The sequence below is a fragment of the Nocardioides allogilvus genome, from assembly GCF_003047285.1.
Classification (GTDB): domain Bacteria; phylum Actinomycetota; class Actinomycetes; order Propionibacteriales; family Nocardioidaceae; genus Nocardioides; species Nocardioides allogilvus.
On sequence record NZ_PZYX01000004.1, the window covers coordinates 229,663 to 252,063 of the forward strand.

A 22,401-nucleotide genomic window follows, 5' to 3' on the forward strand; every position below is an offset into this window, starting at 1 on the left:
CCTGCTCAACCAGCGGCACAGGTTCGCTGGTTGAGCAGCGAGGAACGAGCGCGTCGAAACCAAGGACTCAGCGCGTGATGCGGATCGTCGCGCCGTCGCGCGGCACGCTGGTGATGTTGCGGACCTTGGGCTTGTCCTCGCCCATCGACTCGACGGCATAGGTCGAGAGGACCTCGCGCAGCACGACGACGCCCTCCATCAGCGAGAAGCCGGCGCCGATGCAACGGCGCACGCCGCCGCCGAACGGGATCCAGGTGTTGGTCGCCGGCTGTCCCTCGATGAAGCGCTCGGGCCGGAACTCCGACGGCGACTCGTGGTTGTCGGGCCGCGAGTGGGCGATGATGATCGAGGGCCCGACGGTGGTGCCGGCGGGCAGGTCATGGCCACCGATGCTCGCGGGCTTCATCAGGGTGCGCACCACCATCGGGATGACGGGGTGCAGGCGCATCGACTCCTTGAGCACCGCCTCGAGCCAGTCGTCGTCGCCCTCGACGGCCGCCGCGCGCGAGCGCTCGAGCAACGCGGGAGATCGCCCCAGCTCGTAGAGCGCCCACGCCAGCGCCGTCGCGGTGGTCTCGTGACCGGCGAGCAGGAGGGTGATGAGCTGGTCGCGGAGCTCCTCGTCGGTGAGGCGGTCATCGGTGGAGCCGCCCTCGGTGCCGACGCGGATCAGCCGGGACAGCACGTCGGTGCGCGAGTCCAGGTCGGCTGCCGCCCGACGCTCGCGGATCTCGGCGTAGATGAGCGCGTCGAGCTCGAAGGCGTTGTCCTTCGACCGCTTCCACGGGCCGAGCTTCTGCAGCCGCGGCATGCCGTAGCCGAAGAGGATCGCCGGGCTGATGTCGACGACCTTGTTGACCCGTGGGCGCATCTCGGCGAGCCGGGCCTCGTCGGTGACACCGAAGACGACGCGCAGGATCACCTCGAGGGTGAGCCGGTTCATCCGCCGGAGGGCGGAGAACGACTCCCCCGGCAACCACGACGCGACCTCGGCGGTGGCGACGTCGGTGACGAGATCGGCGTACTCACGCAACGCGTGGCCGTTGAAGGCGGGCATCAGGAGCTTGCGGGCCCGCTTGTGCTCGCTGGAGTCCTGGAGCAGCAGCGAGTGCTCGCCCATCATCGGCCCGAGGATGGCGTTGCCCTTGCCGGCGTGGAAGACCTCCGGGTCGCCGGCGAAGATCTCGCGCGCGTGCTCGGGCCGGGTGAAGAGGACGAGCGGCCGGCCCTGCGGCAGGATCCGGACCGTGAACGCGTCGCCGTAGCGCCGGTGCGCCCACGGCACGAACTGGTGGCGGAAGCGCAGCAGCCCGATGCTCTGGATGATCGCCGGCCAGCGCGGACCCGGCGGCAGCCCGTCGAGGTCGACCGGCGTCGGCGACCCGGCGAGCGGACGCATCTTCTCGTAGCGGCGGGCCGTCAGCGCGTGCGCCTCCGCGTCCGTCGTCGCCATCTGGTCGGGTCGCTGCTCCAGCGCTGTCATGACCCGAGCCTAGGCCGCAGGCGGGGGCGCTGTACGCGCAACTCAGTCAGCGCGTGAAGTTACAGGACAGTCGTCGACGGCGCCGGGACGACCTCGAAGCGGGTCGTGGCCTTCAGCTTCAGGTCTCCGCAGCTCTGCCGCAGCACCGGCCCGGGGAGCTCGACGACCTCCACGTCGGGACTGCCTCCGCCCAGCACGTGCAGCTCGCGCACCTGGTCCACACCGCTGCGTCCGGCCCGGCCGCGGCTCAGGTCGAGCGGCACTCCGCCGGCCTCGATCTCGGCGCACGCATCGACCACGTTGTCGGTCGTCAGCCGACCGAGGGTGTGGCCGCTGGGCAGCGCGAGCAGGGTGCCGGAGAACCGGTGCCCGCCGAGGTGCGTGGTCTCCCACGTCTCCTCGGGCCAGCGTGCCGCCAGCGCCGCGGTGATCGGGCGACCGATCTCGGCGCAGCACCGGTCGCGACGGCCGTTGGTGCACACCAGCCACAGCGCGCCGTCGTGGTCGGTCAGGTCGCGCTCGAGGTCGAGATCGAGGAGCGCCTCGGCGTCGGGCAACGACGCGGTGCGTACGGCGAACCCGTCGCCGTACGCCACGGCATGGAAGACGCGCACGCCCGGCCCACCGACGCCACCGTGGCGCCGGATCAGCTGCACGCGGACCCCGGACAGGCCGTCGAGGTGTCCCTTCACCGCCTCGGGCAGTCGACTCTCCGCGACGGCCTGGCGCCCCCACGCCCCGGGATACTCCACGAACAGGAAGGCAGAATCCGTCGGCGCCGTACCGGCCAGCGGCTCGCCGTCGTCGCGGCTGCCCACGTGGCAGCGGAAGTCGTCGTCAGTCATCTCATGACATTGTGCCGGGCTCATCCTGGCGGCACGGGTTGGGGAACCAGATCGGGCGACCAGGCTCGCCAGACCCCGATGTCGTTCCCCGACACCGGTCAGCGCGAAGCGTGGCCTGGCCTGGCGGGCGTTCCTTGGACCTGAGTCCTCAGAAGACTCAGGTCCAAGCGCGGGTCTGATCCGCCGAGCTGGCGCCCCGCGCCGCGAAGCTACCGAAGGGTACGGGGGTCACCCGGTGGCAAAGACCCCCCGACTGTTCGGTAGCTCCCGTTGGGCGCCGGGCAAGCCGGCGACCGGCTCCTCAGGCCGGGATCAGCCCCTCGCGGCGTGCGATCGCGGCGGCTTCGGTGCGGGAGGAGGCGGCGAGCTTGCCGAGGATGTTGGAGACGTGGACCGAGACCGTCTTGGTGCTGATGAAGAGCTGCTTGCCGATCTCGCCGTTGCTGCGGCCCTGCGCGACGAGCGCCAGGATCTCGCCCTCGCGCGGCGTCAGGCTCACGGTGTCGACCTGCGACCGAGCGCGCTGGGCGGCCGATCCGAGCGTGGTCAGCTCGGCCAGCAGCGGCTCCGCGCCCAGCGCCCGCGCGGTGTCGCGCGCTTGGTCGGCAAGGACCCGTGCGCCGGCAGCGTCGCCGGTCGCGCGCAGCACCTCGGCGAGCCTTGCTCGCACGCGGGCGACCTCGTAGACGTTGCCGTAGGCCACGAAGGCCGCCTCGGCCGCTCGCCACGCCGCGACCAGCTCGTCGGGACCGGGAGGATCGAGCTGGCTCAGCCACCGCCAGCGCAGCTCCTCGGCGGCGAGGCGCGCCACCCAGGCCTGGTATTCGGGACCGCGCGCCGTGTCGTACTGGGCATAGAAGTCGGCGACCCGCGCCGCGTCGCTGAGCATGCGCCCGGTGACCTTGGCTGCTGCCTCCCGCTCGGCGACGGACTGGTGGGCGGCCGCCGTCGCGTGGATCCCGATCACGATGGTGGTCAGCCGCAGCCGCGCCTGGAACCACTCGTGCCACAGCGGCCGGACGGTCTCGACGACGTGGTCGTAGATCTCGACGGCGCGGGCCGGGTCGCCGGCCTGCTCGGCGCGCATGAGCTCGGCGGAGGCACCCACGATGGCGATCAGCCCGTCGCGCGACCAGTAGTCGCGCAGCGTGGTGAACGAGTCGGGCTTGCACCTGCCCCGGATCGCGACGATCTGCATCTGGTGGGCGAAGTAGAGCCACTCGTAGGTCAGCGGCGGGTTGAGCCCGGACACGTCGAGCAGGTCGAAGGCCTCGTCGAGCCGACCGAGCTCGGACAGGACGCTGGCCTTCATCCAGCGTGCCTCCGCCGGGAAGGGCGCCCACCGCAGACCGACCTCCTCACCACGGCGGATGACCCGCTCGTAGACCTCGACCGCTGCGTCGAACTCACCCCGGTCGTGGTGGAACCGGCCGAGGAAGTAGAGGGCACGCAGCTCGGGCTCGACGTGTCCCTCGGCGCGCGCACGCTCGGCTGCTCCCCGCCAGGCCGACCGGCGCAGGTCGAGGTCGGGAGTGTCGTCGAGACTGATCAACGTCGTGGAGATCTCGACGGCGATGCCGGTCAGGCTGTGCCTCTCGGCCAGCGCCAGCCCCTCCATCGCGACCATCCGCGCCCGCTCCTCGTCCCACCGGCTCAAGCACTGGGCGTGGATGCCGAGGGCGCGGGCCAGCAGCTTGGGCGGCGCGTCGGCGAGGAGCTCGACCGCTTCGGCCGCCATCGCCTCCGGGTCCTCGGTGGTGTCGGTCAGCAGCAACGCGGCGGCGATGGAGGTGAGGATCTGTCCCCGGTCGATCGCCGACGCGTCCGCCGGCATCGCCTCGAGGTGCTTGCGCAGCACGGTGACGGCCTTGGACACCCGCCCCGAGGCGATGAAGGCCTCCGCGCACCTGCGCACCAGCGCGTGCAGGTCGATGTCGGCGGGCAGCTCGGGCAGGGCGGCCAGCAGCCGCCACGCCTCGAGGAACTGCATCGCCGCCTCGTTGGGCCCGCCGACCGCGAACGCCTGGTTGCCGGCCTCGATGCTGGCCACGGCGGCGGTCAGCCGATCACCGGCGCGCCGCGCGTGCAGCGCGAGCTCGGCAGCGGTGCCGGCCACGCGGCCCGACTGGAGCGCGGTCATGAAGGAGGTGTGCAGCCGGGCCCGCTCACCGGGCAGCAGGTCGTCATAGACCGCCTCGCCGAGGAGTGCGTGGCGGAAGGCGTAGGACGCCCCCCGGGCCTGCACCAGCACGTTGGACTCGACAGCCGAGCGGAGGGCACCCTCGAGCTCGGCCGCGTCGAGCCCGGTGACCGCGGCGATCAGCTCGTGGGAGACATGACGACCCGCGACACTGGCGACGCGCACGACCTCGAGGGTGCGGTCGTCGAGATCGTCGAGACGGACCATCAGCACGTCGGCCAGCTCGGCCGGGATCTGGCCGCCGGTCGCCCAGGTCGCGCCGACGAGCTCCTCGACGAAGAAGGCGTTGCCCTCGGCGCGGTCGACGATCTCGGCGACGCTCGCCTCGGGGATGGTGGAGTGCTTGTGCATCGCATAGACGAGCCGGCGCACGTCACCGTCGGCGAGCGGTTCGACCTGCACCCGCTCGACCCCGCGCAACCGGGCCCACTCCGCCACCTGCGGTCGCAGCGGGTGGCGGCGGTGCAGGTCGTCGGAGCGGTAGGACACGACCAGGCCGACCGGGCCCGCGAACGGGCGGGAGAACAAGAAGCTGAGCATGTCGCGGGTCGACTGGTCCGCCCAGTGGGTGTCCTCGACCACCACGAGGAGCGGCCCCGCCTCCGAGAGGGTCTCGAGGAGGTCGTGGACGGCGGCGAAGATGTTGCCCCGGTCGAGCGACTGGTCCTCGTCACGGTCATCGGTGGCGCGCAGCCGACGGCCGGGCTGGAGGCGGGCGAGAGTGGGGTGACGATCGGTCACGCTCGCAGCCACCTCCGGCCGGTCCGTCAGGACGCGTCCGAGGATCTCGGAGAAGGGGAGATAGGGCAGGGACCCGTCGGCCAGGTCGAGACAGTGCCCGGCCAGCACCAGCCAGCCCTCGTCGACGGCGACGTCGCGGAGCTCGGTCAGCAGCCTGGTCTTGCCGACCCCGGCGTCGCCGGCCAGCAGCACCGCCCGGGCCGCACGCGGCAGGCTGGCAGCCGACGCGCGAATGCCGAGCCGGGAGATCAGGTCCTCCAGCTCGGCATCGCGTCCGACGAGGTCGGTGCTGCGGGTGGTCGACACAAGGGTCATTGTGTCGTCTTCCACTGACAACGGCTCTCCTGTTTCCTCGGGTTCGGTGGAGCTGACCGTTGCCTGGGTCGTGCTCATCGCGGGTCGGAGGTCTTCGCGGACCGCTTGGCGGCGGCCAGCTCGCGGCGCGTGGTCAGGCCGCGCCGTACGCGCCCCTCGCGATAGGTGACCTCGGCGTTCATGAAGCTGTCGGTGGTGAACATGGTGTCTCCTTCATCGTGATCACCGCCTGTCTGGCGGTATGAGGAGAGATTGCGCCGCTGAGGTAGGCAGCCACATCGGGCACGTGTCCTAACCCTGCTGCCACGCCTACCTCAGATCGCCCTCAGGGCTACCTCAGACGGCGTGCGCGAGCACCGGGACCAACGCTCTTGCCGGATGGGCAGGTAAGCGCCAAGGTGCAGCAAGAGAAAAAAGTCCAGGCGAATCGCGACGTGGGTGTATCAACCACTGCTCAGCCCGCTCCTACCCAATGTGAGGGACGTCAGCATGGTGCGTGAGAGGCGTGTCAGGGGCACCGACCCGTGGCCGGCCGGGGGGACGGACATGGCAACACTGGTCTTCGAGGCTCGCGGGGGAAGCCAGTCTGCGTGGAACCAGCTCGTCGAACGCCTGCTGCCCTTGGTGACGTCCCTCATCCGACGCCACCGCGTCACCGGAGCCGATGCCGACGACGTCAACCAGACCGTGTGGCTGCGGCTGGTCGAGCACCTGGACCGCATCGACGAGCCGCGCGCGCTGCCGGGATGGCTGTCCACCGTCACCCGCAACGAGTGCCTGCGCATGCTGGAGAAGAGGGGCCGGGTGATCCCGACCGACCCGCAGACCTCCCCGACCTTCGAGCGCGCCGACGACGCCCCCGACGTCGCCGACGCCTTGCTGGTCAGCGAACGACAGAACGCCCTGGTGGACGCGCTCCTCGAACTGCCCGCCGAACGACGAGAGCTGCTGCTCCTGCTGACCGAGGACCCCCCGCTCACCTATGCGGAGATCAGTCGCCGATCCGGCATCCCCGTGGGCAGCATCGGACCGACCCGCGCCCGTGCGATCCAGCAGCTGCGCAACACGACTGCCCTGCGTCACCTCGCACCACCTGCCCCCGACGGGAGAAACCGATGAACGAGACCACCCCTGATGAGCAGGCCGTCCTGGACGAGCTTGCTCTTGCTCTGCGTTCACGCGACGACATCGACCCCAAGCACCGCGTTGCTGCCCAGGCAGCCTTCGCGTGGCGCACCATCGACGAGGAGCTGATGGAGCTGACCTACGACTCCCTGCTCGAGCCGTCAACCGTCCGCAGCGCGGGCGTCGACGAGCCGCGCACCGTGTCCTTCAGCTCCACCATCGGCAGTCTCGAGCTCGAGATCGACGGCGAGCGGATCATGGGCCATGTGCTCCCCGGCGGGACCGTGACCGTGGTCATGACCAATGTCGTCGGTCAGCGCGTCCAGTCGCCCAGCGACGAGGACGGAGTCTTCGAGCTGATGGGCTCGCTGCCCGGTCCGGTCCGCTTCACCATCGAGGGCCAGGGCACGACCCAGTGGCTGACCTTCTGACCCACCAGCCGCTGGTTGAGCAGGCGCGCCAGCGCCGTGTCGAAACCAAGGCGGCGGTCTGACCTAGTTGTTCGGCTCGAGCACCGGCCCGACACCCCGGCGTCCGGCGATCCTGGCCTCGGCCAGCAGCTCGTCGGCGGCGTGGCGCGCGCTGATCCCGTGCTGGCTCATCCGCGCCGCGATCAGCCCGGAGACCAGTGGCGTCGAGAAGGACGTCCCGCTCCACTTCGCCAGGCCCTTGAACTCCCGCTTGTCCCCGACGTTCGGCGGCTCGTGGCAGAAGAACGTCCCGGTCGGATAGGCATTGACCAGGTCGGTGCCGAGGGCGTAGACGTCGACCCAGCTGCCGAAGTTGGAGTAGTCGGCGCGCCTGCCGTCGGCGTCGAGTGCTCCGACCGAGACGGTCCAGGGGAAGGCGGCCGGCCAGAACGGCAAACGGTGCGAGTCATTGCCGGCCGCGGCCACGAGGACCGTGCCCTTCAGGTGACTCAACCGCTGCTCCCAGAAGACCTCGAAGCCCAGCAGCGGCAGCTGGCCACGCGTGGGGCATCCCGCGGACAGGGAGATGATGTCGGGAGCCAGTGCCAGGGCCTCGCCGAGCTGGACGACGATCTCCGATTCGTAGACGGCTCCCCCCAGGGGCAGGAATCCCTCGACCCGGATCCTGGTGGCGGGTGCCTGGGTGCGCACGACGCCGGCGATGAACGTGCCGTGGCCGGCGTACGGATGGATGTTGTCCACGTCGATCGTCTCGGGGTCGCCCGTGACCCCTGCGAGCCACGGGGAGGCCGGGTCCGTCGCGGCATCGGGCCACCAGCCCGTGTCGACCACGGAGACGAAGACCCCGGTGCCTGCGCCCGCGTCGCTCGTGACGGGCGGGTACGGCGCCGGCGCCTCGTCCAGCTCCTGCGGCTCGGTCGCCGGGCAGGCCGTGCCGCTTCCGCCCGGAGTCACGAAGAGGATGTGGTCGGGTGTGGCGATGCCGGTGCCCAGCTCACGGTCGACGCGCCGCAGGTGGTCCGCGGTCTCGGTGTCCGTCGACACCCGCAGGACGCTCAGACCGCGCAGCTGCTGTGACCGGTCGTCCTCGACGCGCTCGGCCCCGAGCAGCTCGGCCACGTCGCGCCAGTGCTCGTCGCGCGCGAGCAGGTAGCCCGGGCGGTAGAGGTAGGAGAGCCATCCGTCATCGGTCCACACGGCAGCAGCGGCGTCGGGGCCACCCATCGCCTCGATGAGGTAGGCCACCTGCTCGCGGATGATCTCCTTCTGGAGGCCTTCGCGCTTGTCGTCCCACTCACGACCTGACTCGTCGCGCTGAGCGTCGGTTGACGAATTGTCCATGACTGTCCCCCAGATGGGCTTGGATGGAGCGAGCCGGCCTCGCCGAGAGCGGCGCGCCTGGCCCGAGGTTAGCGAGTGGTCGCAGCGGGTGGGAGGGATTCGAGGGTGTCTGGTCCGACTGGTCAAGACCTGCTCCGGCTGGCCGTCACGGAGCCCGGCCGAGCCGCCGATGTCGCAACCAGGGCCGTCGCCACCGGCACGGATCCGGAGGAGCTGTCGTACGCCCACCACGCGCTCGGGATCGTTCAGCGCGACCGCGGCGACGTCGACCTCGCCCTCGTGCACCTGCGACGGGCCCGGCAGCTGGCGAGGCGCACGAGCGATGCTGACCGGGTCTCCGACGTCCGCGCCACGCTGGGCACCGCCCTGGCATTGCACGGCGAGTCACGGGCCGGGCTGCGCGAGGCTGACGGTGCCGTCGAGATGGCCTCCGCGCGCGGACCGATCAGGCCCCGGGCCCTGATGCGCCGGGCCTACGTCCTGGCCCGCCTGGGCCAGCACTCCGCCGCGATCGCCGACCTGCAGCAGGCCATCCCGAAGTTCCGGCGAGCCGGCGACGTGGTCTGGGAGGCGCGGGCGCTCAACCTCCGCGCCTACGCGAGGTTGCCCCGTGGCGACCTCGTCGGCGCGGAGGACGACCTTCGTCAGGCTGAGGCCCTGTTCACCCGGCACGAGGCACACCTCGAAGCGCTCGCCGTGGTGCACAACCTGGCGCTGATCCAGTTCTTCCGCGGTGACCTGCCCGGAGCACTGGCGGCATTCGCTGACCTCGGTGAGCGGTACGCCGAGCTCGGCGCTCCGCACCTCGAGCTGGCGCTCGACCGCGCCACCGTGCTGCTCGTGGCGGGTCTTTGCGACGAGGCCGCGCAGGTGGTCGGCGCGGCAGCAGTGTGGACCGCGCGCCGGCCGCAGGAGCGTGCCGAGGTGCTGCTGATGCGCGCGAGCGCCCGGCTCGGCCAAGGTGATCCCGAGCTCGCCCTCGCTGACGCGCAGGTCGCCCGACGGCTCTTCGCCCGGCAGCATCGGGACTGGTGGCGCACCCGGGCCGACCTCGTGGGCCTCCAGGCCCGCATCGACCTCGGCCGCGGTTCCCGACGGGCCGCTGTCGCCCTCGCCGACTCGCTCGCGGACGACCGCTCCGAGGACGGTGTGCTCGCCGCCCTGGTGGCCGGACGCGAGCTCGCGGACATGGATCCGGCTGGCGCTTCGACGTACCTCTCCCGAGCCGCGCGCCGACGGCACCACGGCAACCCGCTGAGTCGCAGCACGGCCTGGTTGGCGCAGGCGCTCGACCTGGAGGTGCAGGGGCGGCCGCGGGTGCTGCAGGCCGTGGGCAACGGCCTGGACGCGCTGGCCGAGCACCGCGCCTCGCTCGGCAGCCCCGAGCTCCGCGCCCTGACCGCGATCCACAGCGCGGACCTCGCCGCCCTCGCCGTACGCCACGCGCTCCCTCGTGGTCCCCGCGCGCTGGTGCACTGGAGCGATCGCGGCCGCGCGGCGTCGCTGAGCGAGCCCGTTGCGGCGCCGTCCGATCCGGTGATCGACGGCCTCCTGGCCACCATTCGAGGCTTGTCCCACAGGATTGCCGAGGAACCAGACCCCGCAAGGATCCAGACCCTGACGCGGGAGCGTGCACAGAAGGAACGCGAGGTCCGGCTGGCCTGGGCGGCGACGTCAGGATCGGGCGGGCTCGCGAGGACCACGTCGCCCGAGGAACTCGTCTCCCGGCTGGGCGATCGGATCCTGGTGCAGCTGGTGAACGTGGACGCGACGCTGTACGCCGTCGTGGTGCGCGACGGGCGGTGGCGCAAGGTCGAGGTAGGCCCGTTGGCGGACGCCCACAAGGCGATGGATCGCGCCCTCTACGGCCTCCGCAGCGCGACGCGTGGGCGCCCCATCGATCTCTCGCCGCTCGCGCTCCGGTTGGAGAGCGCCCTGCTCGGCCCAGTGGCCCGGCTGCTGCCGGTTGATCGCTCGGTGGTGGTCTCGCCGCCCGCCGCCTTCCTCGGGGCGCCGTGGGGGCTGATCCCGTCCCTGCACGACCGACCCGTTTCGCTCACGCCGTCGGCCACCGCGTGGGTGCGGGCCGCCACGGCTTCGCCGTCGTCCACGCGGACGGTCTTCGTGGCCGGACCCGGGCTGCCCACGGGTGGTGGTGAGGTGGTGGCCGTCGCCGCCCTTCGCCCGGACACGACCACCCTTGTCGGCGCGTCGTCGACGGTGGGCAGTGTGCGATCGGCGTTGGACGGCGCCGGCTTGGCGCACATCGCAGCCCATGGAACCTTCCGCCACGAGAGCCCGATGTTCTCCAGCCTCCAGCTCGCTGACGGCCCGCTCACCGTCGACGACATCCACCGGCTCGAGCGGCCTCCGCACCGCATCGTCCTCCCCGCCTGCCGGTCCGGCGTCGTCGCCGACATCGGCGGTCAGGACGTCATCGGGTTCGCGTCGGCCCTGCTCACCCAGGGCACCGCCGGCGTCGTCGCGTCGATCGCCGACGTGGACGATGCCGCGACCGTGCAGGTGATGCTCGCCCTGCACGCCGGCCTTGCCTCTGGGCAGCGGCTCGACGAGGCCCTCGCCGGCGCGCGTCGGTCGTCGTACGGAGATCCGGTCCGGCACGCGACCGCGGTGCTGTTCGCGGCGATGGGTGCGGCGTAGGCCGCTGCAGCCTTCGCTGGCCGGCGTGCGTCGACGATGCGGCTGCCGGCCTGTCGGACGTCCGCCGGGACGTCCGACGACGTGGCTGCGGGGTGGGCGCTCAGGGCCCCGGGACGACCGGGCGACCGCCCTGCCAGACGCCGGCCACGAGCGGGACGCCCGGACGATAGGCGAGGTGGAGGTACGACGGAGCCTCGAGCAGCACGAGATCGGCGCGCTTGCCCGGGGCGATCACCCCGACGTCGTCGCGGTCGAGGGCCTGGGCGCCCATGGCGGTCGCCGCATGCAGCGCCTCGGCCGGGCTCATCCGCATCTCGCGGACGGCCAGCGCGATGCACAGCGCCATCGAGGAGGTGAAGCAGGAGCCGGGGTTGCAGTCGCTGGCGATCGCGACCTGAACGCCCGCGTCGATCAGCTTGCGGGCGTCGGGATAGGGGTGCCGGGTCGAGAACTCGACGCCCGGGAGCAGCGTCGCGATCGTGCCGGAGTCGGCCAGAGCACTGACGTCGTCGTCGGCAAGGTAGGTGCAGTGGTCCACCGCGACGAGCCCGAGCTCGGCGGCGAGCTTGACCCCACCGCCGTACGTCAGCTGGTTGGCGTGGAGACGACCGCGCAGGCCGTTGTCGGTGCCCGCTGCCAGGATCGCTCGTGCCTGGTCAACGTCGAAGGCGCCCTCCTCGCAGAAGACGTCGATCCAGCGGGCGTGGGGTGCTGCCGCGGTCAGCATCGGGCCCGTGACCAGGTCGACGTAGTCCTCGGGGGTGGTGCCGGCGGGGACGACGTGGGCGCCGAGGAAGGTGGTGTCCTCGGTGAACTGGCGGGCCACGGCGAGCGAGCGAGCCTCGTCGTGGACCGAGAGTCCGTAGCCGCTCTTGATCTCCAGTGAGGTGGTGCCCTGGGCCCGCATCTCGGCAACGAGACGGGCGACGTGCGACGTGAGCTGTTCGTCGGTGGCCGCGCGAGTGGCCGCGACGGTGGTGCGGATGCCGCCGGCGGAATAGGGCTCCCCTGTCATGCGGGCGGCGAACTCCTGCGCGCGATCGCCCGAGAACACCAGGTGGCTGTGGCTGTCGACATAGCCCGGGATGACGGCGCGACCACCTGCGTCGTAGACCGTGTCCGCGGCGGGTGCGTCGCTGGCCCGGCCGACCCAGGCGATGGTGCTGCCCTCGAGCACGACGGCCGCGTCGTCGACCAGACCGAGCATGCCGGTCGGGTCGCGGTGGTCGTCGGGGCGAGCCTGCGCCGCGACGTTGGTGGTGAGCTCGCCGATGCCGGTGACCAAGATGCTGCTCACAGCTCCCACACCTTCCCGATCGCGGTGGCCAGCTCGCGTCCGACCTGGCCGGCCTCAGCCTGCCGGAAGACGATGCGCCCGTCGACCATGGTCTGGGTGACGTCGGCCGCGCCGGCCGCGAAGACGACGGTGTGCTCGTCGGCGCCGGTGCCGGCCGTGCGCGGGCTGGCGGTGTCGAGGGTGACGAGGTCGGCGCGCATGCCCACGGCGATCGCGCCCGCGTCGTCCCAGCCGAGGCTGGCGTGACCGGTCGTGGTCGCGGCCTCGAGCAGCTCGGCTGCCTGCCAGTGCCCGCGCTGCTGGGTGACCAGGCGCTCGTCGAGCTCGACCGCGCGCATCTCCTCGAAGAGGTCGATGACGGCGTGGCTGTCGGAGCCGAGGGTCAGGCGCGCGCCCGCGTCGGCGAGTGCGCGGCTCGGGCCGACGCCGTCGCCGAGGTCGCGCTCGGTGGTCGGGCAGAAGGAGGCGAACGCGCGCGCCTCACCCAGGAGCGCGATGTCGTCGACGGTCAGGTGGGTCGCGTGCACGGCACTCGTCATCGGCCCCAGGAGGCCGTGGTCGGCCAGGAGCCGGGTCGGGGTCACGCCGTACGCCGCTCGGCAGCCGTCGTTCTCAGCGACCTGCTCGGAGAGGTGGACGTGGAGCGGCCGACCATCGGCCCAGGCGGCGAGCGGGGCCAGCGCGGCTCCGGGCTCCGAGGGCAGCGCGCGGACGGAGTGCAGCGCGCCCGCGACCAGCGCCGAGTCGGACCCGGCCAGCCCGTCGACGCGTGCCGCCCAGTCCTCGGCCGACCCGTCGTCGTACCGCACCTGCGCCCCCTCGGGCGGAGCGCCGAAGCCGCTGGAGAGGTAGAGCGTGTCGAGCAGGGTGATCCGCAGCCCGGCGACGCGCGCGGCCTCGATCAGCGCCAGGCCCATCGCGTTGGGGTCGTCGTAGGGGCGACCGTCGGGGCGGTGGTGGAGGTAGTGGAACTCGCCGACGCAGGTGATGCCCGCCGCGACCATCTCGCGGAAGGTGGCGGTCGCGAGGGCGAGGTAGGTGTCGGGGTCCAGGCGCTCGGCGACGGCATACATCTGCTCGCGCCAGGTCCAGAAGCTGCCTCGCTCACGCTGGGTGCGACCGCGCAGGGCGCGGTGGAAGGCGTGGCTGTGGGTGTTGGCGAGGCCGGGGACGGTGAGCCCGTTGAGGCGTTCGGCCGCGCTCGCCAGGACGCCCGGCTCGACGGCGGCGAAGCGGCCGTCGACGACCTCGACGTGCACGTCGTCGTGGACCCCGTCGGGGAGCAGGGCGCGCTCGAGGAGGTAGGTCGTCACGACGCCAGCTTCGCCAGGGTGTCGGCCAGCGCCTCGACGCCGGCGAGGCAGTCGGCCATCTCGGCGAACTCGTCGGGCGAGTGCGAGACCCCGGTCGGGTTGCGGACGAAGAGCATCGCGGTCGGGATGCCGGCGGCCGACAGGATGCCGGCGTCGTGGCCGGCCTGGGTCGGGATGATCGGCCAGTCGCCGATGGCGGCCAGCGAGCGGGCGAGGTCGGGGTCGAAGGCGACCGAGCCGGAGACGGACTCGGCGGTGACGCTCAGCTGCGTCCCGTCGAGCGAGGCGCGTTCGCTGCCCTGGCGGGAGATCGCGTCGACGAGCTCGGCGAGGGCGTCGTCGGACTCGCAGCGCGCGTCGAGCCACGCGGTGACGCGCGACGGCACGGCGTTGGTGCCGTTGGGTGCGACCTCGATCCGCCCGAAGGTCGCTCGCTGCTCCGCGAGGCGGGCCTGCTTGTTGGCGGCCAACGCGGTCATCGCATAGGTGAGCATCGGGTCGCGGCGGTCCTCCATCCGCGTGGTGCCGGCGTGGTTGGCCTCGCCCTCGAAGTCGAAGCGGTAGCGCCCGTGCGGCCAGATCTCGCTGGCCACCCCGACGGCGACGTCCCGGTCGACGAGGTCGCGGCCCTGCTCGACGTGCAGCTCGACGAAGCAGCCGACACCGTCGAGGGACAGCAGCCCGGTCGACGGGTCGAGGCCGGACGCAGCCACGGCGTCGCCGAGGAAGATGCCGTCGCGGTCGCGGCGCTCACGCGCCTCCTCCCAGGTCGAGGAGCCGGTGACGAGTCGGGAGCCGAGGCAGGCCAGCCCGAAGCGCGAGCCCTCTTCCTCGGTGAAGACCGAGACGCCGATCGGGCGGTCGGGCTCGAAGCCGCGAGCGCGCAGCACGTCGATGGCGGCGATGGCCGAGACCACGCCGAGCGGGCCGTCGTACGCCCCACCGTCCAGGACCGAGTCGAGGTGGGAGCCGGTGAGCACGGCCGGCAGGTCGCTCGGCGCGACCGGGCGCCACCAGGCGACCTGGTTGCCCATGCCGTCGGTCTCGAGCTCGAGTCCCCGGGCGACGGTCACCTCGGCGAACCACGCCCGCAGCTCCGACTCCGCCGAGGTCCAGGGCTGACGGAAGTAGCCGCCCGAGGTGGCCGACCGTCCCACGGAGTGCAGGTCGCGCCACATCGCCTCGAAGGTCATGGGGTGAGTCCATCGGGTCGCGCGCCCGTGGTCAACGACGACAGCCCCTGGGGCGTCTCAGATCCGAGACGTCAACCCGTTGACCACGGGGCTAGGTTGGCGCACGTGACCACCGCCGAGCCCGCGTCCCCCGGTCCGCACTGGCTCGGCGACGCCCTGCAGGTGGGGCTGGCGGTGCTGCTCGCGTTCCTCCTGCTGCCGGTCGGACTCACCTCGGTGCGCGAAGGCGACACCGGCAGCGCGTGGACGGTCGTGCTCCTCGCTGCCCTGTGCGTGCTGCACGCGCTCGTCGCGGTGGCGCACCGGTGGCCGCGCGAGGCCTTCGCCGTGGGCGGTCTGGCGATGCTGGCACTGGTGGCCGGCCCCGACCTGGGCGGCCCGACGGCGGTGCAGGCGGGTGGTGAGTACGCCCCGGTGCTGCTGCCGACGTGCCTGGTGTTCTTCGTCCTCCTCTATGCGGTGGCCGCGCACGCGGCGCAGCCGTGGCCGACCATCGCCCTCGGCGTCACCCTCGTCGGCTGCCTGCTGACGGTCGTGCGGTTGTGGGACTCAGAGTTCGTGCTGCCCGTGTCGGCGATGTGGGTGTGGCGGCTGTTCCTGACCGTCTCCGTGCTCGGCGGGACGGCGGCCGCGTGGGCGCTGGGCCGCTACCGCGCGACCCGGATCGCCTGGATCGGCGCGCTCGCCGACCGGGGCGCGGCCGACGAGCGACGGCGGATCGCCCGCGAGATGCACGACGTCGTCGCCCACTCCCTCGCGGTGATGGTGGCCCAGGCCGAGGGCGGCCGGATGGCCGTGGCCGCCAGCCCGGAGCGCGCGCCGGAGATCCTGACGTCGATCGCGACCTCCGGCCGCGAGGCCCTGGCCGAGATGCGCGGCCTGCTCGGCGTCCTGCGCGACGACTCCTCGCCCGCCCCGCCCCAGCCGACGCTGGCCGACCTGCCGGACCTCGTCGAGCAGGTGCGCGCCGCCGGGCTGCGGGTCGACCTCGCGACCACCGGGGAGCCGCTGCGCCTCCCGGTGCTGCGGGAGCTGGCGGCGTACCGCGTCGTCCAGGAGGCACTCACCAACGTCGTCAAGCACGCGCCGCGCGACTCGACCGCCACCGTCGCCCTGGCGTGGGAGCCGACCGGCCTGGGGATCACCATCAGCAACGACGACGACAGTCCGCCGGCAGGAGACGGTCAGGGCCGCGGCCTCGTCGGCATGCGCGAACGCATCGAGGCGGTCGGTGGCTCGCTGGTCGCCGGGCCGGTCGACGGCGGCTGGCGCGTGAGCGCGAGGATTCCCGCGTGAGTGAGGAGATCCGCGTCGTCATCGTCGATGACCAGGAGCTGATGCGCACGGCGCTGCGGATGATGGTCGAGTCCCAGCCCGACCTGCGGCTCGTCGGCGAGGCGGCCGACGGCATCGCGGCGCTGGAGGTGGTGCGCTCTCGCCGCGTCGACGTCGTGCTGATGGACCTGCGGATGCCGCGCCTCGACGGCATCGCGGCGACGGCCCAGATCACCGCCGAGCTGCCCGACACCCGGATCGTGGCGCTCACGACCTTCGACCTCGACGAATACGCCTTCCCCGCGATCCGCGCCGGCGCCAGCGGGTTCCTGCTGAAGGACGCCCGCGCCGAGGAGATCGTGGAGGCGATCCGCACCGTGCACGCCGGCCACGGCGTCGTCGCGCCCTCCACCACCCGGCGGCTGATCGAGCACGTCGCGACCTCGCGCGCCGAGGGCGACGGCTCGGCGGAGGTGCTCGCGAAGCTGACCCCGCGCGAGGCCGACACCTTGCGCGAGATCGCCACCGGCGACACCAACGCCGAGATCGCCCGGCGCATGCACCTCTCGGAGGCGACGGTGAAGACCCACGTCGGCCACGTGCTGGCCAAGCTCGGCCTCCGCGACCGCGTGCAGGCGGTGGTGCTGGCCTACGAGTCGGGCCTCGTGCGTCCGGGCGACGCCTGAGCCGATCTCATCCTGGAGGATGAGGAGAGCGCGACCGCAGGTGGAGGTACGCCGCTGCGCGACGCGACAGCGTGGCGTCATGACCATCCTGCAGACCCACCACACGATCCGTTCCACGCCCGCCGGTCCCCGCGCCGCCAGTCTCAGTCCCTGGCTGGCCGGCCTCTGGTCGGTCGCCTACCTCGGCCTCGCCGTCCTCCATCTCGTGCGCGACACCGGGGCGCCCTGGGTGCCGACCGAGGCGTCGGTCCTCGGCTCGCTGTCCTCCTCCGACGTCTCGGTCCTCATCGTCGCGCTCGGGGCGCTCGGCCTGGTCGGACTAGCGCTCCGGTCGCGGTCCCCGCGCGTCGCCGGGTCCCTGCTCGTGGCGACTGGCCTCGTCACCGCCCTCGTCCTCGCCGACGCGCGCTCGCTCACCTTCCTGGGCTACCTGCCGATGCTGCTGCTCGGCCTCGTCGGGGTCGGCCCGGTCGACGAGGTCGCCACGGACGTCCTGGTGCCGGCGCTCGCCTCCGTCGGTGAGTCCGTCGGCGGGCTGGCGCTCGTGCTCACCGGCGTCGCTGCCCTGCGCGGGACCACCGACCGTCCGGGCTGGCCGGTCGCGACCGCAGCGCGGGTGTGCCGCTGGGCGGTGGCGGTCGCCGTCGCCGTACCCGCCTTCTATGCCCTCACCCGCATCGCCTGGGCCCTCGGAATCCCGTTCGGTGTGCGCGACGAGTTCCTCGTCGAGCTCGGCGACGGCAAGTTCGCCGGGCTGGGACTGGGGCTCGCGGCGCTCGTCGGCTGCGTGCTGACCGCGGGCCTGGTGATGCGCTGGGGCGAGGTCTTCTGGTCGTGGCTGCCGGTCATCGGCGGGCGCCCGGTGCCGGTGCGGCTGGCGCTGCTGCCGTCGGTGTTCGTCGGAGCCGTCGTCTTCTCCGCGGGGCTCGCGTTCTGGCGGCTGATGTGGACCGGCCAGATCACCGACATCCCGGGCAACGAGGCCGATTGGGCCGCCTGGGTGCCGGAGCTCTTCTGGCCGCTGTGGGGCGTCGCGCTGGCCGTGGCCGGACTCGCCTACGCCGCCCGCCGGGTGGGTGAGCGGTGATGCGCCACCTCCCGTGGACCTGGGGCGACCTCGGCGCATCGCTCGCGCCGACGGCACCGCCGACCTACGACGGCCCCCACCTGGTCCGCTCGGTGTCGGTCGAGGCAGCCCCGGAGGTGGTGTTCCGCTGGCTGCTTCAGATGCAGCTGGCGCCGTACTCCTATGACCTGCTCGACAACTGGGGACGCCGCAGCCCGCGGCACCTCGTCGAGGGCCTCGACGTGAGGGTCGGTACGGCGATGATGGACATCTTCACCGTGACCGCGATCGTCCCCGACCGGGTGCTGGAGCTGACGCTCACGGACCCGGGACCGGTCCGGGCGTTCGGGCCGCTGGTGTGCACCTACCAAGCGGTGCCGCGGGTCGGCGGGACGACCTTGCGCTGCGACATCTTCCTGACCCCGCGGCACGGTCTCGGCCGCGTCCGGGCGTTCCTGCTCGCCTGGGGCGACCTGGTGATGATGCGCAAGCAGCTGCTGACGTTCAGGCGACTGAGCGAGCAGACGGCTCAGCCCGTCCAGGTCCCGTCGTCCCAGGCGGTGCCGAGGACGGAGAGGTAGGGCGCGAGGTCCCAGCCCTGCTCGGTGACCCAGGCATCCGAGAAGTAGGTGTCGAGGTAGCGCACCCCGTCGTCGCAGAGCAGGGTCACGATCGAGCCGGACTCACCGGCGGCGTGCATGTCGCAGGCCAGCTTGGTCGCGGCATAGAGCGCAGTCCCGGTCGACGGCCCCGCGAGCTGGCCGGTGCGGGCCCGCAGGAAGTGGGCGGCCGCCACGGACGCGGCGTCGGGGACGCGCACCAGCCGGTCGACGACGTCGGGCAGGAAGGACGGCTCGGCACGCGGCCGCCCGATGCCCTCGATCCGCGAGCCACAGGTGGTCTCGCCACAGCCGGGGTCGCGGAAGGCGGCGAGGAAGGCGGAGTTCTCGGGGTCGACCACGCACAGGCGGGTGTCGAGGCCGCGGTAGCGGACGTAGCGCCCGATCGTCGCCGAGGTGCCCCCGGTGCCGGCACCGACCACGACCCACGTCGGCGCCGGGAACCGCTCCATCCCGAGCTGCTCGAAGATCGACTCGGCGATGTTGTTGTTGCCGCGCCAGTCGGTCGCCCGCTCGGCATAGGTGAACTGGTCGAGGTAGTGACCGCCGGTCTCCTGCGCGAGGTTGCGCGCGGTGTCGTAGACCTCCGCCGGGTCGTCGACCAGCACGCAGCGGCCGCCCTCGCGCTCGATCAGCGCGATCTTCGACGGCGACGTCGACTTCGCCATGACGGCCGTGAACGGCAGGCCGAGCAGGTGGGCGAAGTAGGCCTCGCTGACCGCCGTCGACCCCGACGACGCCTCGATGACGTGCGTGCCCTCCTTGATCAGGCCGCCGCAGAGCCCGTAGAGGAACAGCGACCGCGCCAGCCGGTGCTTGAGCGATCCGGTCGGGTGCGTCGACTCGTCCTTGAGGTAGAGGTCGATGCCGGGCAGCGCCGGGATCCGCACGGCGTGCAGGTGGGTGTCGGCGGAGCGCTGCTGGTCCGCCTTCAGCCTGCGGACAGCCTCGATCACCCAGCCACGGTCGGCGTGCCCCGACTGGTCGACCTCCAGCAATCTCTCCACGGACCCGGTCATGGTCGGAGCGTGCCACAGTTGCGCCGTGGAGTTCCAAGAGGTCGTACGCCGACGGCGGATGGTGCGTCGCTATGCCGACCGGCCGGTGGCCCCCGAGTCGGTGGACCGGCTCCTCGCCAACGCCACCCGCGGGCCCAGCGCGGGCTTCACCCAGGGCTGGGCGTTCCTCGTCCTCGACACCCCGGCCGACGTGGACCTGTTCTGGACCGCGACGTCTCCGGAGGCTCCCCCGACGGTTGAGGAGGGACGGAGTCCCGTCTCGAAACCCACCACGTGGCTCGACGGCATGCGCACCGCGCCGGTCGTGATCGTGCCGATGTCGGACAAGGGCGCCTACCTCGACCGCTACGCCGAGGCCGACAAGCGCACGCCCGACTGGCCCGTCCCCTACTGGCACATGGACGTCGCGATGGCCTCCCTCCTGATCCTCCAGACCGCGGTCGACGAGGGCCTGGGCGCCTGCTTCTTCGGGGTCCCCGGCGCACGGATCGACGCCTTCCGAGCCGCCTTCGACGTACCCCCCAACCTCAAGCCCGTCGGCGCGATCACGGTCGGTCACCGGGCGGACGACACCGGTTCGCCCGGCTCGCCGGCCCGCCGCCCGCGCCGCTCCGGCGTCGTCCATCGGGGCCGCTTCTCCTCGTGACCGGCTGGGGTCGCCCTGCTTTGATGACAGGCATGACCACTGCCGCGCGCGCTTCTGACCTCCTCGCCCTGCACCAGGCACCCGAACTGCTGACCGTCGTCAACGTCTGGGACGCGATCACCGCCAAGGTCGTCGCCGAGACCCCGGGCACCCAGGCCCTCGCCACCGCCAGCCACTCGATCGCCGCCACGCTCGGTTATCCCGATGGGGAGAAGATCCCGGTCGAGGAGATGATCGACATGTGCCGCCGGATCGTCGAGACCACCGACCTGCCCGTCTCCGCTGACCTCGAGGGAGGGTACGGCGACGCGCCCGACACCATCCGGCGCGCGATCGGCGTCGGCGTCGTCGGGGCCAACCTCGAGGACCAGATGAAGCCGCTGGCCGAGGCCGCCGCGCAGGTCGAGGCCGTGATGGCCGCGGCTGCTGCCGAGGGCGTGCCCGACTTCGTGCTCAACGCCCGCACCGACGCGTTCGTGAAGGGTCGCGACCGTGATCGTGGCGAGGTGCTCGCCGACGCGGTCGCGCGCGGCAAGGCCTTCATCGACGCCGGCGCGCCCGTGGTCTTCGTGCCGGCGGTCCTCACCGAGGAGGAGATCGTCACTCTCGTCGACGCCTTCGGCCCGCAGCGCCTGACCACGATCGCCATCCCCGGCAGCCCCTCGCTCGAGCGCCAGCAGGAGCTCGGCGTCGCCCGCGTCTCCCACGGCCCGATGTCGCAGCGCGTCGCGCTCACCGCCTTGCAGGAGCTCGTCGAGGAAGTGCAGCGGGGTGGCGGCGTGCCCGCCACGATGCGTCAGCTCAACTGACCTCGCGCGCGGCCAGCGCGCGGGTGAAGTGGCCGCGGCTCTCGTCGTCGAGGTGGTCGTGGGCCAGGGCCTCCCGCATCTGCGACACGTCGCCCAGCCAGGCCTGCAACAGGTGGGTGATGCGGAGCCCGGAGTAGGACGGCTCCAGGGCGATCGGGTCGCCCGGGCGGATCGTGCCCGGGGACACCACCGCCAGGTAGGTCCCGGCCCGGCCCCGCCGGGCGAACCGCCTGATCCACCCCGGCTCACCCATCGTGCTCGCGAAGGTCGCGCACGGCACGCGGGGTGCGCTGACGCGCAGCACCGCACTGCCGATGGCCCACACGTCGCCGTACTCCGCGGAATCGACGTCGAGGCCGAGGGTCGTGATGTTCTCGCCGAACATGCCGTCGGGCAGGTCTCGTCCCAGCTCGAGTGCCCAGTGGTCGAGCTCCTCGCGCGCGACCGCGTAGACCGCCTGCTCGCTGCCTCCGTGGTGGCGACCGTTGCCGACGAAGTCGCCGGCGACCCCCGAGAAGCCCTGGCCGTTCGGCCCGCGTCGCTTGGGACCGGGGTCGGTGACGTCGATGCGCTCGACGGGCAGCTTGCCGATCCCGGTCGGCGTCGACTTCCCGCGGCGCGGGGCCGGTGCGCCGACGTTGACGGAGAGCACGGAGGACATGGCGCGACCCTAGGCGCGATGCGGTCGTTGGCGCGCCGATTTATCGTGGGTGCAGGAGGAGCCCATGGACGACCGGCAGCACGACCACGACGAGGCCGAGCGCGCGAAGCGCTCGAAGGAGACCGCGGCGGCCGCGCGCGTCCACCACCAGACGCAGTGGGTCGAGCAGCAGCTGCGGGTCGCCATGGAGCGCGGCGACTTCGACAACCTGCCCGGCGCGGGCAAGCCGATCAAGGACCTGGGCGGCGAGCACGACCCGGACTGGTGGCTCAAGAAGCTCGTCGAGCGCGAGCGGATCAGCGTGCTGCCGCCCGCACTGGCGCTGCGCAAGGACGACGCCGAGCTCGACGCGCGACTCGACGCGATCACGGCGGAGTCGGAGGCGCGGCGAGAGGTCGAGGAGTTCAATGCGCGGGTGCTCAAGGCGCGCTACACCCCCGTCGACGGGCCACCGCTGATCACGATGCCGCGCGACGTCGAGGAGACCCTGGCGGCGTGGCGCGATCGGCGTACGGCGCGGCGCGAGGCCCAGCGCGCGGCGGTGGCGGCCAAGGTCGAGCCCGCACCGCCCCGACGACGCGGCTCCTTCCGCCGCCGATCCTGAGCCCCCGATCCGTCATACCGAGCCGCACCAACAGGTGCCCTTCGGTATGACGGACGATCACGCTCCGGCG

20 protein-coding genes are annotated in these 22,401 nt (G+C 72.4%); 10 read left to right on the top strand and 10 right to left on the bottom strand.

Annotated features, from left to right (window positions below):
* Positions 1–67: 67 nt before the first annotated feature.
* The 4 genes from C9J87_RS09310 to C9J87_RS20445 form a co-directional block, all read right to left on the bottom strand.
* Entirely contained in the window at positions 68–1,483 is a 1,416-nt protein-coding gene (locus C9J87_RS09310; RefSeq protein ID WP_010834310.1) for a cytochrome P450, read from the bottom strand.
* 59 nt (positions 1,484–1,542) lie between these two features.
* Entirely contained in the window at positions 1,543–2,328 is a 786-nt protein-coding gene (locus C9J87_RS09315) for a sucrase ferredoxin (RefSeq protein WP_107705364.1), read from the bottom strand.
* Positions 2,329–2,629: 301 nt separating this feature from the next.
* On the bottom strand, positions 2,630–5,575 hold the full coding sequence (locus C9J87_RS20440) for a helix-turn-helix transcriptional regulator (protein ID WP_051204249.1): 2,946 nt from the start codon (positions 5,573–5,575) through the stop codon (positions 2,630–2,632).
* An 83-nt stretch (positions 5,576–5,658) separates the two neighbouring features.
* Complete coding sequence (locus C9J87_RS20445) at positions 5,659–5,787, bottom strand: hypothetical protein (protein ID WP_269634795.1); 129 nt, start codon at positions 5,785–5,787, stop codon at positions 5,659–5,661.
* A 343-nt stretch (positions 5,788–6,130) separates the two neighbouring features.
* Between C9J87_RS20445 and C9J87_RS09325 the strand changes: the two genes are divergently transcribed.
* Both C9J87_RS09325 and C9J87_RS09330 read left to right on the top strand, forming a co-directional pair.
* Entirely contained in the window at positions 6,131–6,703 is a 573-nt protein-coding gene (locus C9J87_RS09325) for an RNA polymerase sigma factor (RefSeq protein WP_010834313.1), read from the top strand.
* On the top strand, positions 6,700–7,140 hold the full coding sequence (locus C9J87_RS09330; RefSeq protein ID WP_010834314.1) for a hypothetical protein: 441 nt from the start codon (positions 6,700–6,702) through the stop codon (positions 7,138–7,140). Before C9J87_RS09325 ends, C9J87_RS09330 begins: the two co-directional genes overlap by 4 nt.
* A 63-nt stretch (positions 7,141–7,203) precedes the next feature.
* On the opposite strand, the gene C9J87_RS09335 is transcribed toward C9J87_RS09330, so the two are convergent.
* The gene (locus C9J87_RS09335) at positions 7,204–8,481 is read right to left on the bottom strand and encodes a S8 family peptidase (protein WP_010834315.1); all 1,278 of its coding nucleotides are present in this window, start codon (positions 8,479–8,481) and stop codon (positions 7,204–7,206) included.
* Between the two features lie 105 nt (positions 8,482–8,586).
* On the opposite strand from C9J87_RS09335, the gene C9J87_RS09340 reads away from it, so the two are divergent.
* Positions 8,587–11,142, top strand: a complete 2,556-nt coding sequence (locus C9J87_RS09340; RefSeq protein WP_107705365.1) for a CHAT domain-containing protein — start codon at positions 8,587–8,589, stop codon at positions 11,140–11,142.
* 100 nt (positions 11,143–11,242) lie between these two features.
* On the opposite strand, the gene hutI is transcribed toward C9J87_RS09340, so the two are convergent.
* From hutI to C9J87_RS09355, 3 genes are read right to left on the bottom strand one after another with little or no spacing between them, the layout of a single operon-like run.
* Positions 11,243–12,439 carry an imidazolonepropionase gene (gene hutI / locus C9J87_RS09345; RefSeq protein ID WP_107705366.1) on the bottom strand — a complete coding sequence of 399 codons (1,197 nt, stop codon included), beginning with the start codon at positions 12,437–12,439 and terminating at the stop codon, positions 11,243–11,245.
* Positions 12,436–13,752: a formimidoylglutamate deiminase gene (locus C9J87_RS09350; protein ID WP_107705367.1), complete on the bottom strand. Its 1,317-nt coding sequence runs from the start codon at positions 13,750–13,752 to the stop codon at positions 12,436–12,438. The genes hutI and C9J87_RS09350 overlap by 4 nt, the downstream gene beginning before the upstream one ends.
* Positions 13,749–14,945 (bottom strand): allantoate amidohydrolase, encoded by a 1,197-nt coding sequence (locus C9J87_RS09355; RefSeq protein WP_107705368.1) that lies wholly within the window; start codon positions 14,943–14,945, stop codon positions 13,749–13,751. The genes C9J87_RS09350 and C9J87_RS09355 overlap by 4 nt, the downstream gene beginning before the upstream one ends.
* 105 nt (positions 14,946–15,050) lie before the next feature.
* On the opposite strand from C9J87_RS09355, the gene C9J87_RS09360 reads away from it, so the two are divergent.
* The 4 genes from C9J87_RS09360 to C9J87_RS09375 all read left to right on the top strand — a co-directional run bounded on the left by C9J87_RS09360 (position 15,051) and on the right by C9J87_RS09375 (position 18,553).
* Complete coding sequence (locus tag C9J87_RS09360) at positions 15,051–16,241, top strand: sensor histidine kinase (RefSeq protein ID WP_107705369.1); 1,191 nt, start codon at positions 15,051–15,053, stop codon at positions 16,239–16,241.
* Entirely contained in the window at positions 16,238–16,906 is a 669-nt protein-coding gene (locus C9J87_RS09365; protein ID WP_107705370.1) for a response regulator, read from the top strand. The genes C9J87_RS09360 and C9J87_RS09365 overlap by 4 nt, the downstream gene beginning before the upstream one ends.
* Before the next feature lie 79 nt (positions 16,907–16,985).
* Complete coding sequence (locus C9J87_RS09370; RefSeq protein WP_107705371.1) at positions 16,986–17,993, top strand: hypothetical protein; 1,008 nt, start codon at positions 16,986–16,988, stop codon at positions 17,991–17,993.
* Complete coding sequence (locus C9J87_RS09375; protein WP_107705372.1) at positions 17,993–18,553, top strand: hypothetical protein; 561 nt, start codon at positions 17,993–17,995, stop codon at positions 18,551–18,553. Before C9J87_RS09370 ends, C9J87_RS09375 begins: the two co-directional genes overlap by 1 nt.
* Here C9J87_RS09375 and C9J87_RS09380 read toward each other — a convergent pair.
* On the bottom strand, positions 18,502–19,611 hold the full coding sequence (locus C9J87_RS09380; RefSeq protein ID WP_010834324.1) for a PLP-dependent cysteine synthase family protein: 1,110 nt from the start codon (positions 19,609–19,611) through the stop codon (positions 18,502–18,504). The two genes, C9J87_RS09375 and C9J87_RS09380, sit on opposite strands and share 52 nt — an antisense overlap.
* 25 nt (positions 19,612–19,636) lie before the next feature.
* Here C9J87_RS09380 and C9J87_RS09385 point away from each other — a divergent pair, with 25 nt between their 5' ends.
* Together C9J87_RS09385 and C9J87_RS09390 are read left to right on the top strand one after the other, a co-directional pair.
* Positions 19,637–20,257, top strand: coding sequence for a nitroreductase family protein (locus C9J87_RS09385; RefSeq protein ID WP_107705373.1), 621 nt, complete (start codon positions 19,637–19,639; stop codon positions 20,255–20,257).
* 32 nt (positions 20,258–20,289) lie between these two features.
* Positions 20,290–21,066 (top strand): isocitrate lyase/PEP mutase family protein, encoded by a 777-nt coding sequence (locus tag C9J87_RS09390; protein WP_010834326.1) that lies wholly within the window; start codon positions 20,290–20,292, stop codon positions 21,064–21,066.
* Here the strand turns inward: C9J87_RS09390 and C9J87_RS09395 are convergent.
* Entirely contained in the window at positions 21,059–21,727 is a 669-nt protein-coding gene (locus C9J87_RS09395) for an MOSC domain-containing protein (protein ID WP_107705374.1), read from the bottom strand. The two genes, C9J87_RS09390 and C9J87_RS09395, sit on opposite strands and share 8 nt — an antisense overlap.
* A gap of 64 nt (positions 21,728–21,791) precedes the next feature.
* Between C9J87_RS09395 and C9J87_RS09400 the strand changes: the two genes are divergently transcribed.
* Entirely contained in the window at positions 21,792–22,331 is a 540-nt protein-coding gene (locus C9J87_RS09400) for a DnaJ family domain-containing protein (protein WP_107705375.1), read from the top strand.
* Positions 22,332–22,401: the final 70 nt, after the last annotated feature.

Coding starts and splice junctions, on each gene's coding strand:
- C9J87_RS09400 (WP_107705375.1), top strand. CDS start 21,792: ATGGACGACCGGCAGCACGACCACGACGAGGCCGAGCGCGCGAAGCGC.
- C9J87_RS09395 (WP_107705374.1), bottom strand. CDS start 21,727: ATGTCCTCCGTGCTCTCCGTCAACGTCGGCGCACCGGCCCCGCGCCGC.
- C9J87_RS09335 (WP_010834315.1), bottom strand. CDS start 8,481: ATGGACAATTCGTCAACCGACGCTCAGCGCGACGAGTCAGGTCGTGAG.
- C9J87_RS09325 (WP_010834313.1), top strand. CDS start 6,131: ATGGCAACACTGGTCTTCGAGGCTCGCGGGGGAAGCCAGTCTGCGTGG.
- C9J87_RS09310 (WP_010834310.1), bottom strand. CDS start 1,483: ATGACAGCGCTGGAGCAGCGACCCGACCAGATGGCGACGACGGACGCG.
- C9J87_RS20445 (WP_269634795.1), bottom strand. CDS start 5,787: ATGTTCACCACCGACAGCTTCATGAACGCCGAGGTCACCTATCGCGAG.
- C9J87_RS09375 (WP_107705372.1), top strand. CDS start 17,993: ATGCGCCACCTCCCGTGGACCTGGGGCGACCTCGGCGCATCGCTCGCG.
- C9J87_RS09315 (WP_107705364.1), bottom strand. CDS start 2,328: ATGACTGACGACGACTTCCGCTGCCACGTGGGCAGCCGCGACGACGGC.
- C9J87_RS09370 (WP_107705371.1), top strand. CDS start 16,986: ATGACCATCCTGCAGACCCACCACACGATCCGTTCCACGCCCGCCGGT.
- C9J87_RS09330 (WP_010834314.1), top strand. CDS start 6,700: ATGAACGAGACCACCCCTGATGAGCAGGCCGTCCTGGACGAGCTTGCT.
- C9J87_RS09380 (WP_010834324.1), bottom strand. CDS start 19,611: ATGACCGGGTCCGTGGAGAGATTGCTGGAGGTCGACCAGTCGGGGCAC.
- C9J87_RS09390 (WP_010834326.1), top strand. CDS start 20,290: ATGACCACTGCCGCGCGCGCTTCTGACCTCCTCGCCCTGCACCAGGCA.
- C9J87_RS09355 (WP_107705368.1), bottom strand. CDS start 14,945: ATGACCTTCGAGGCGATGTGGCGCGACCTGCACTCCGTGGGACGGTCG.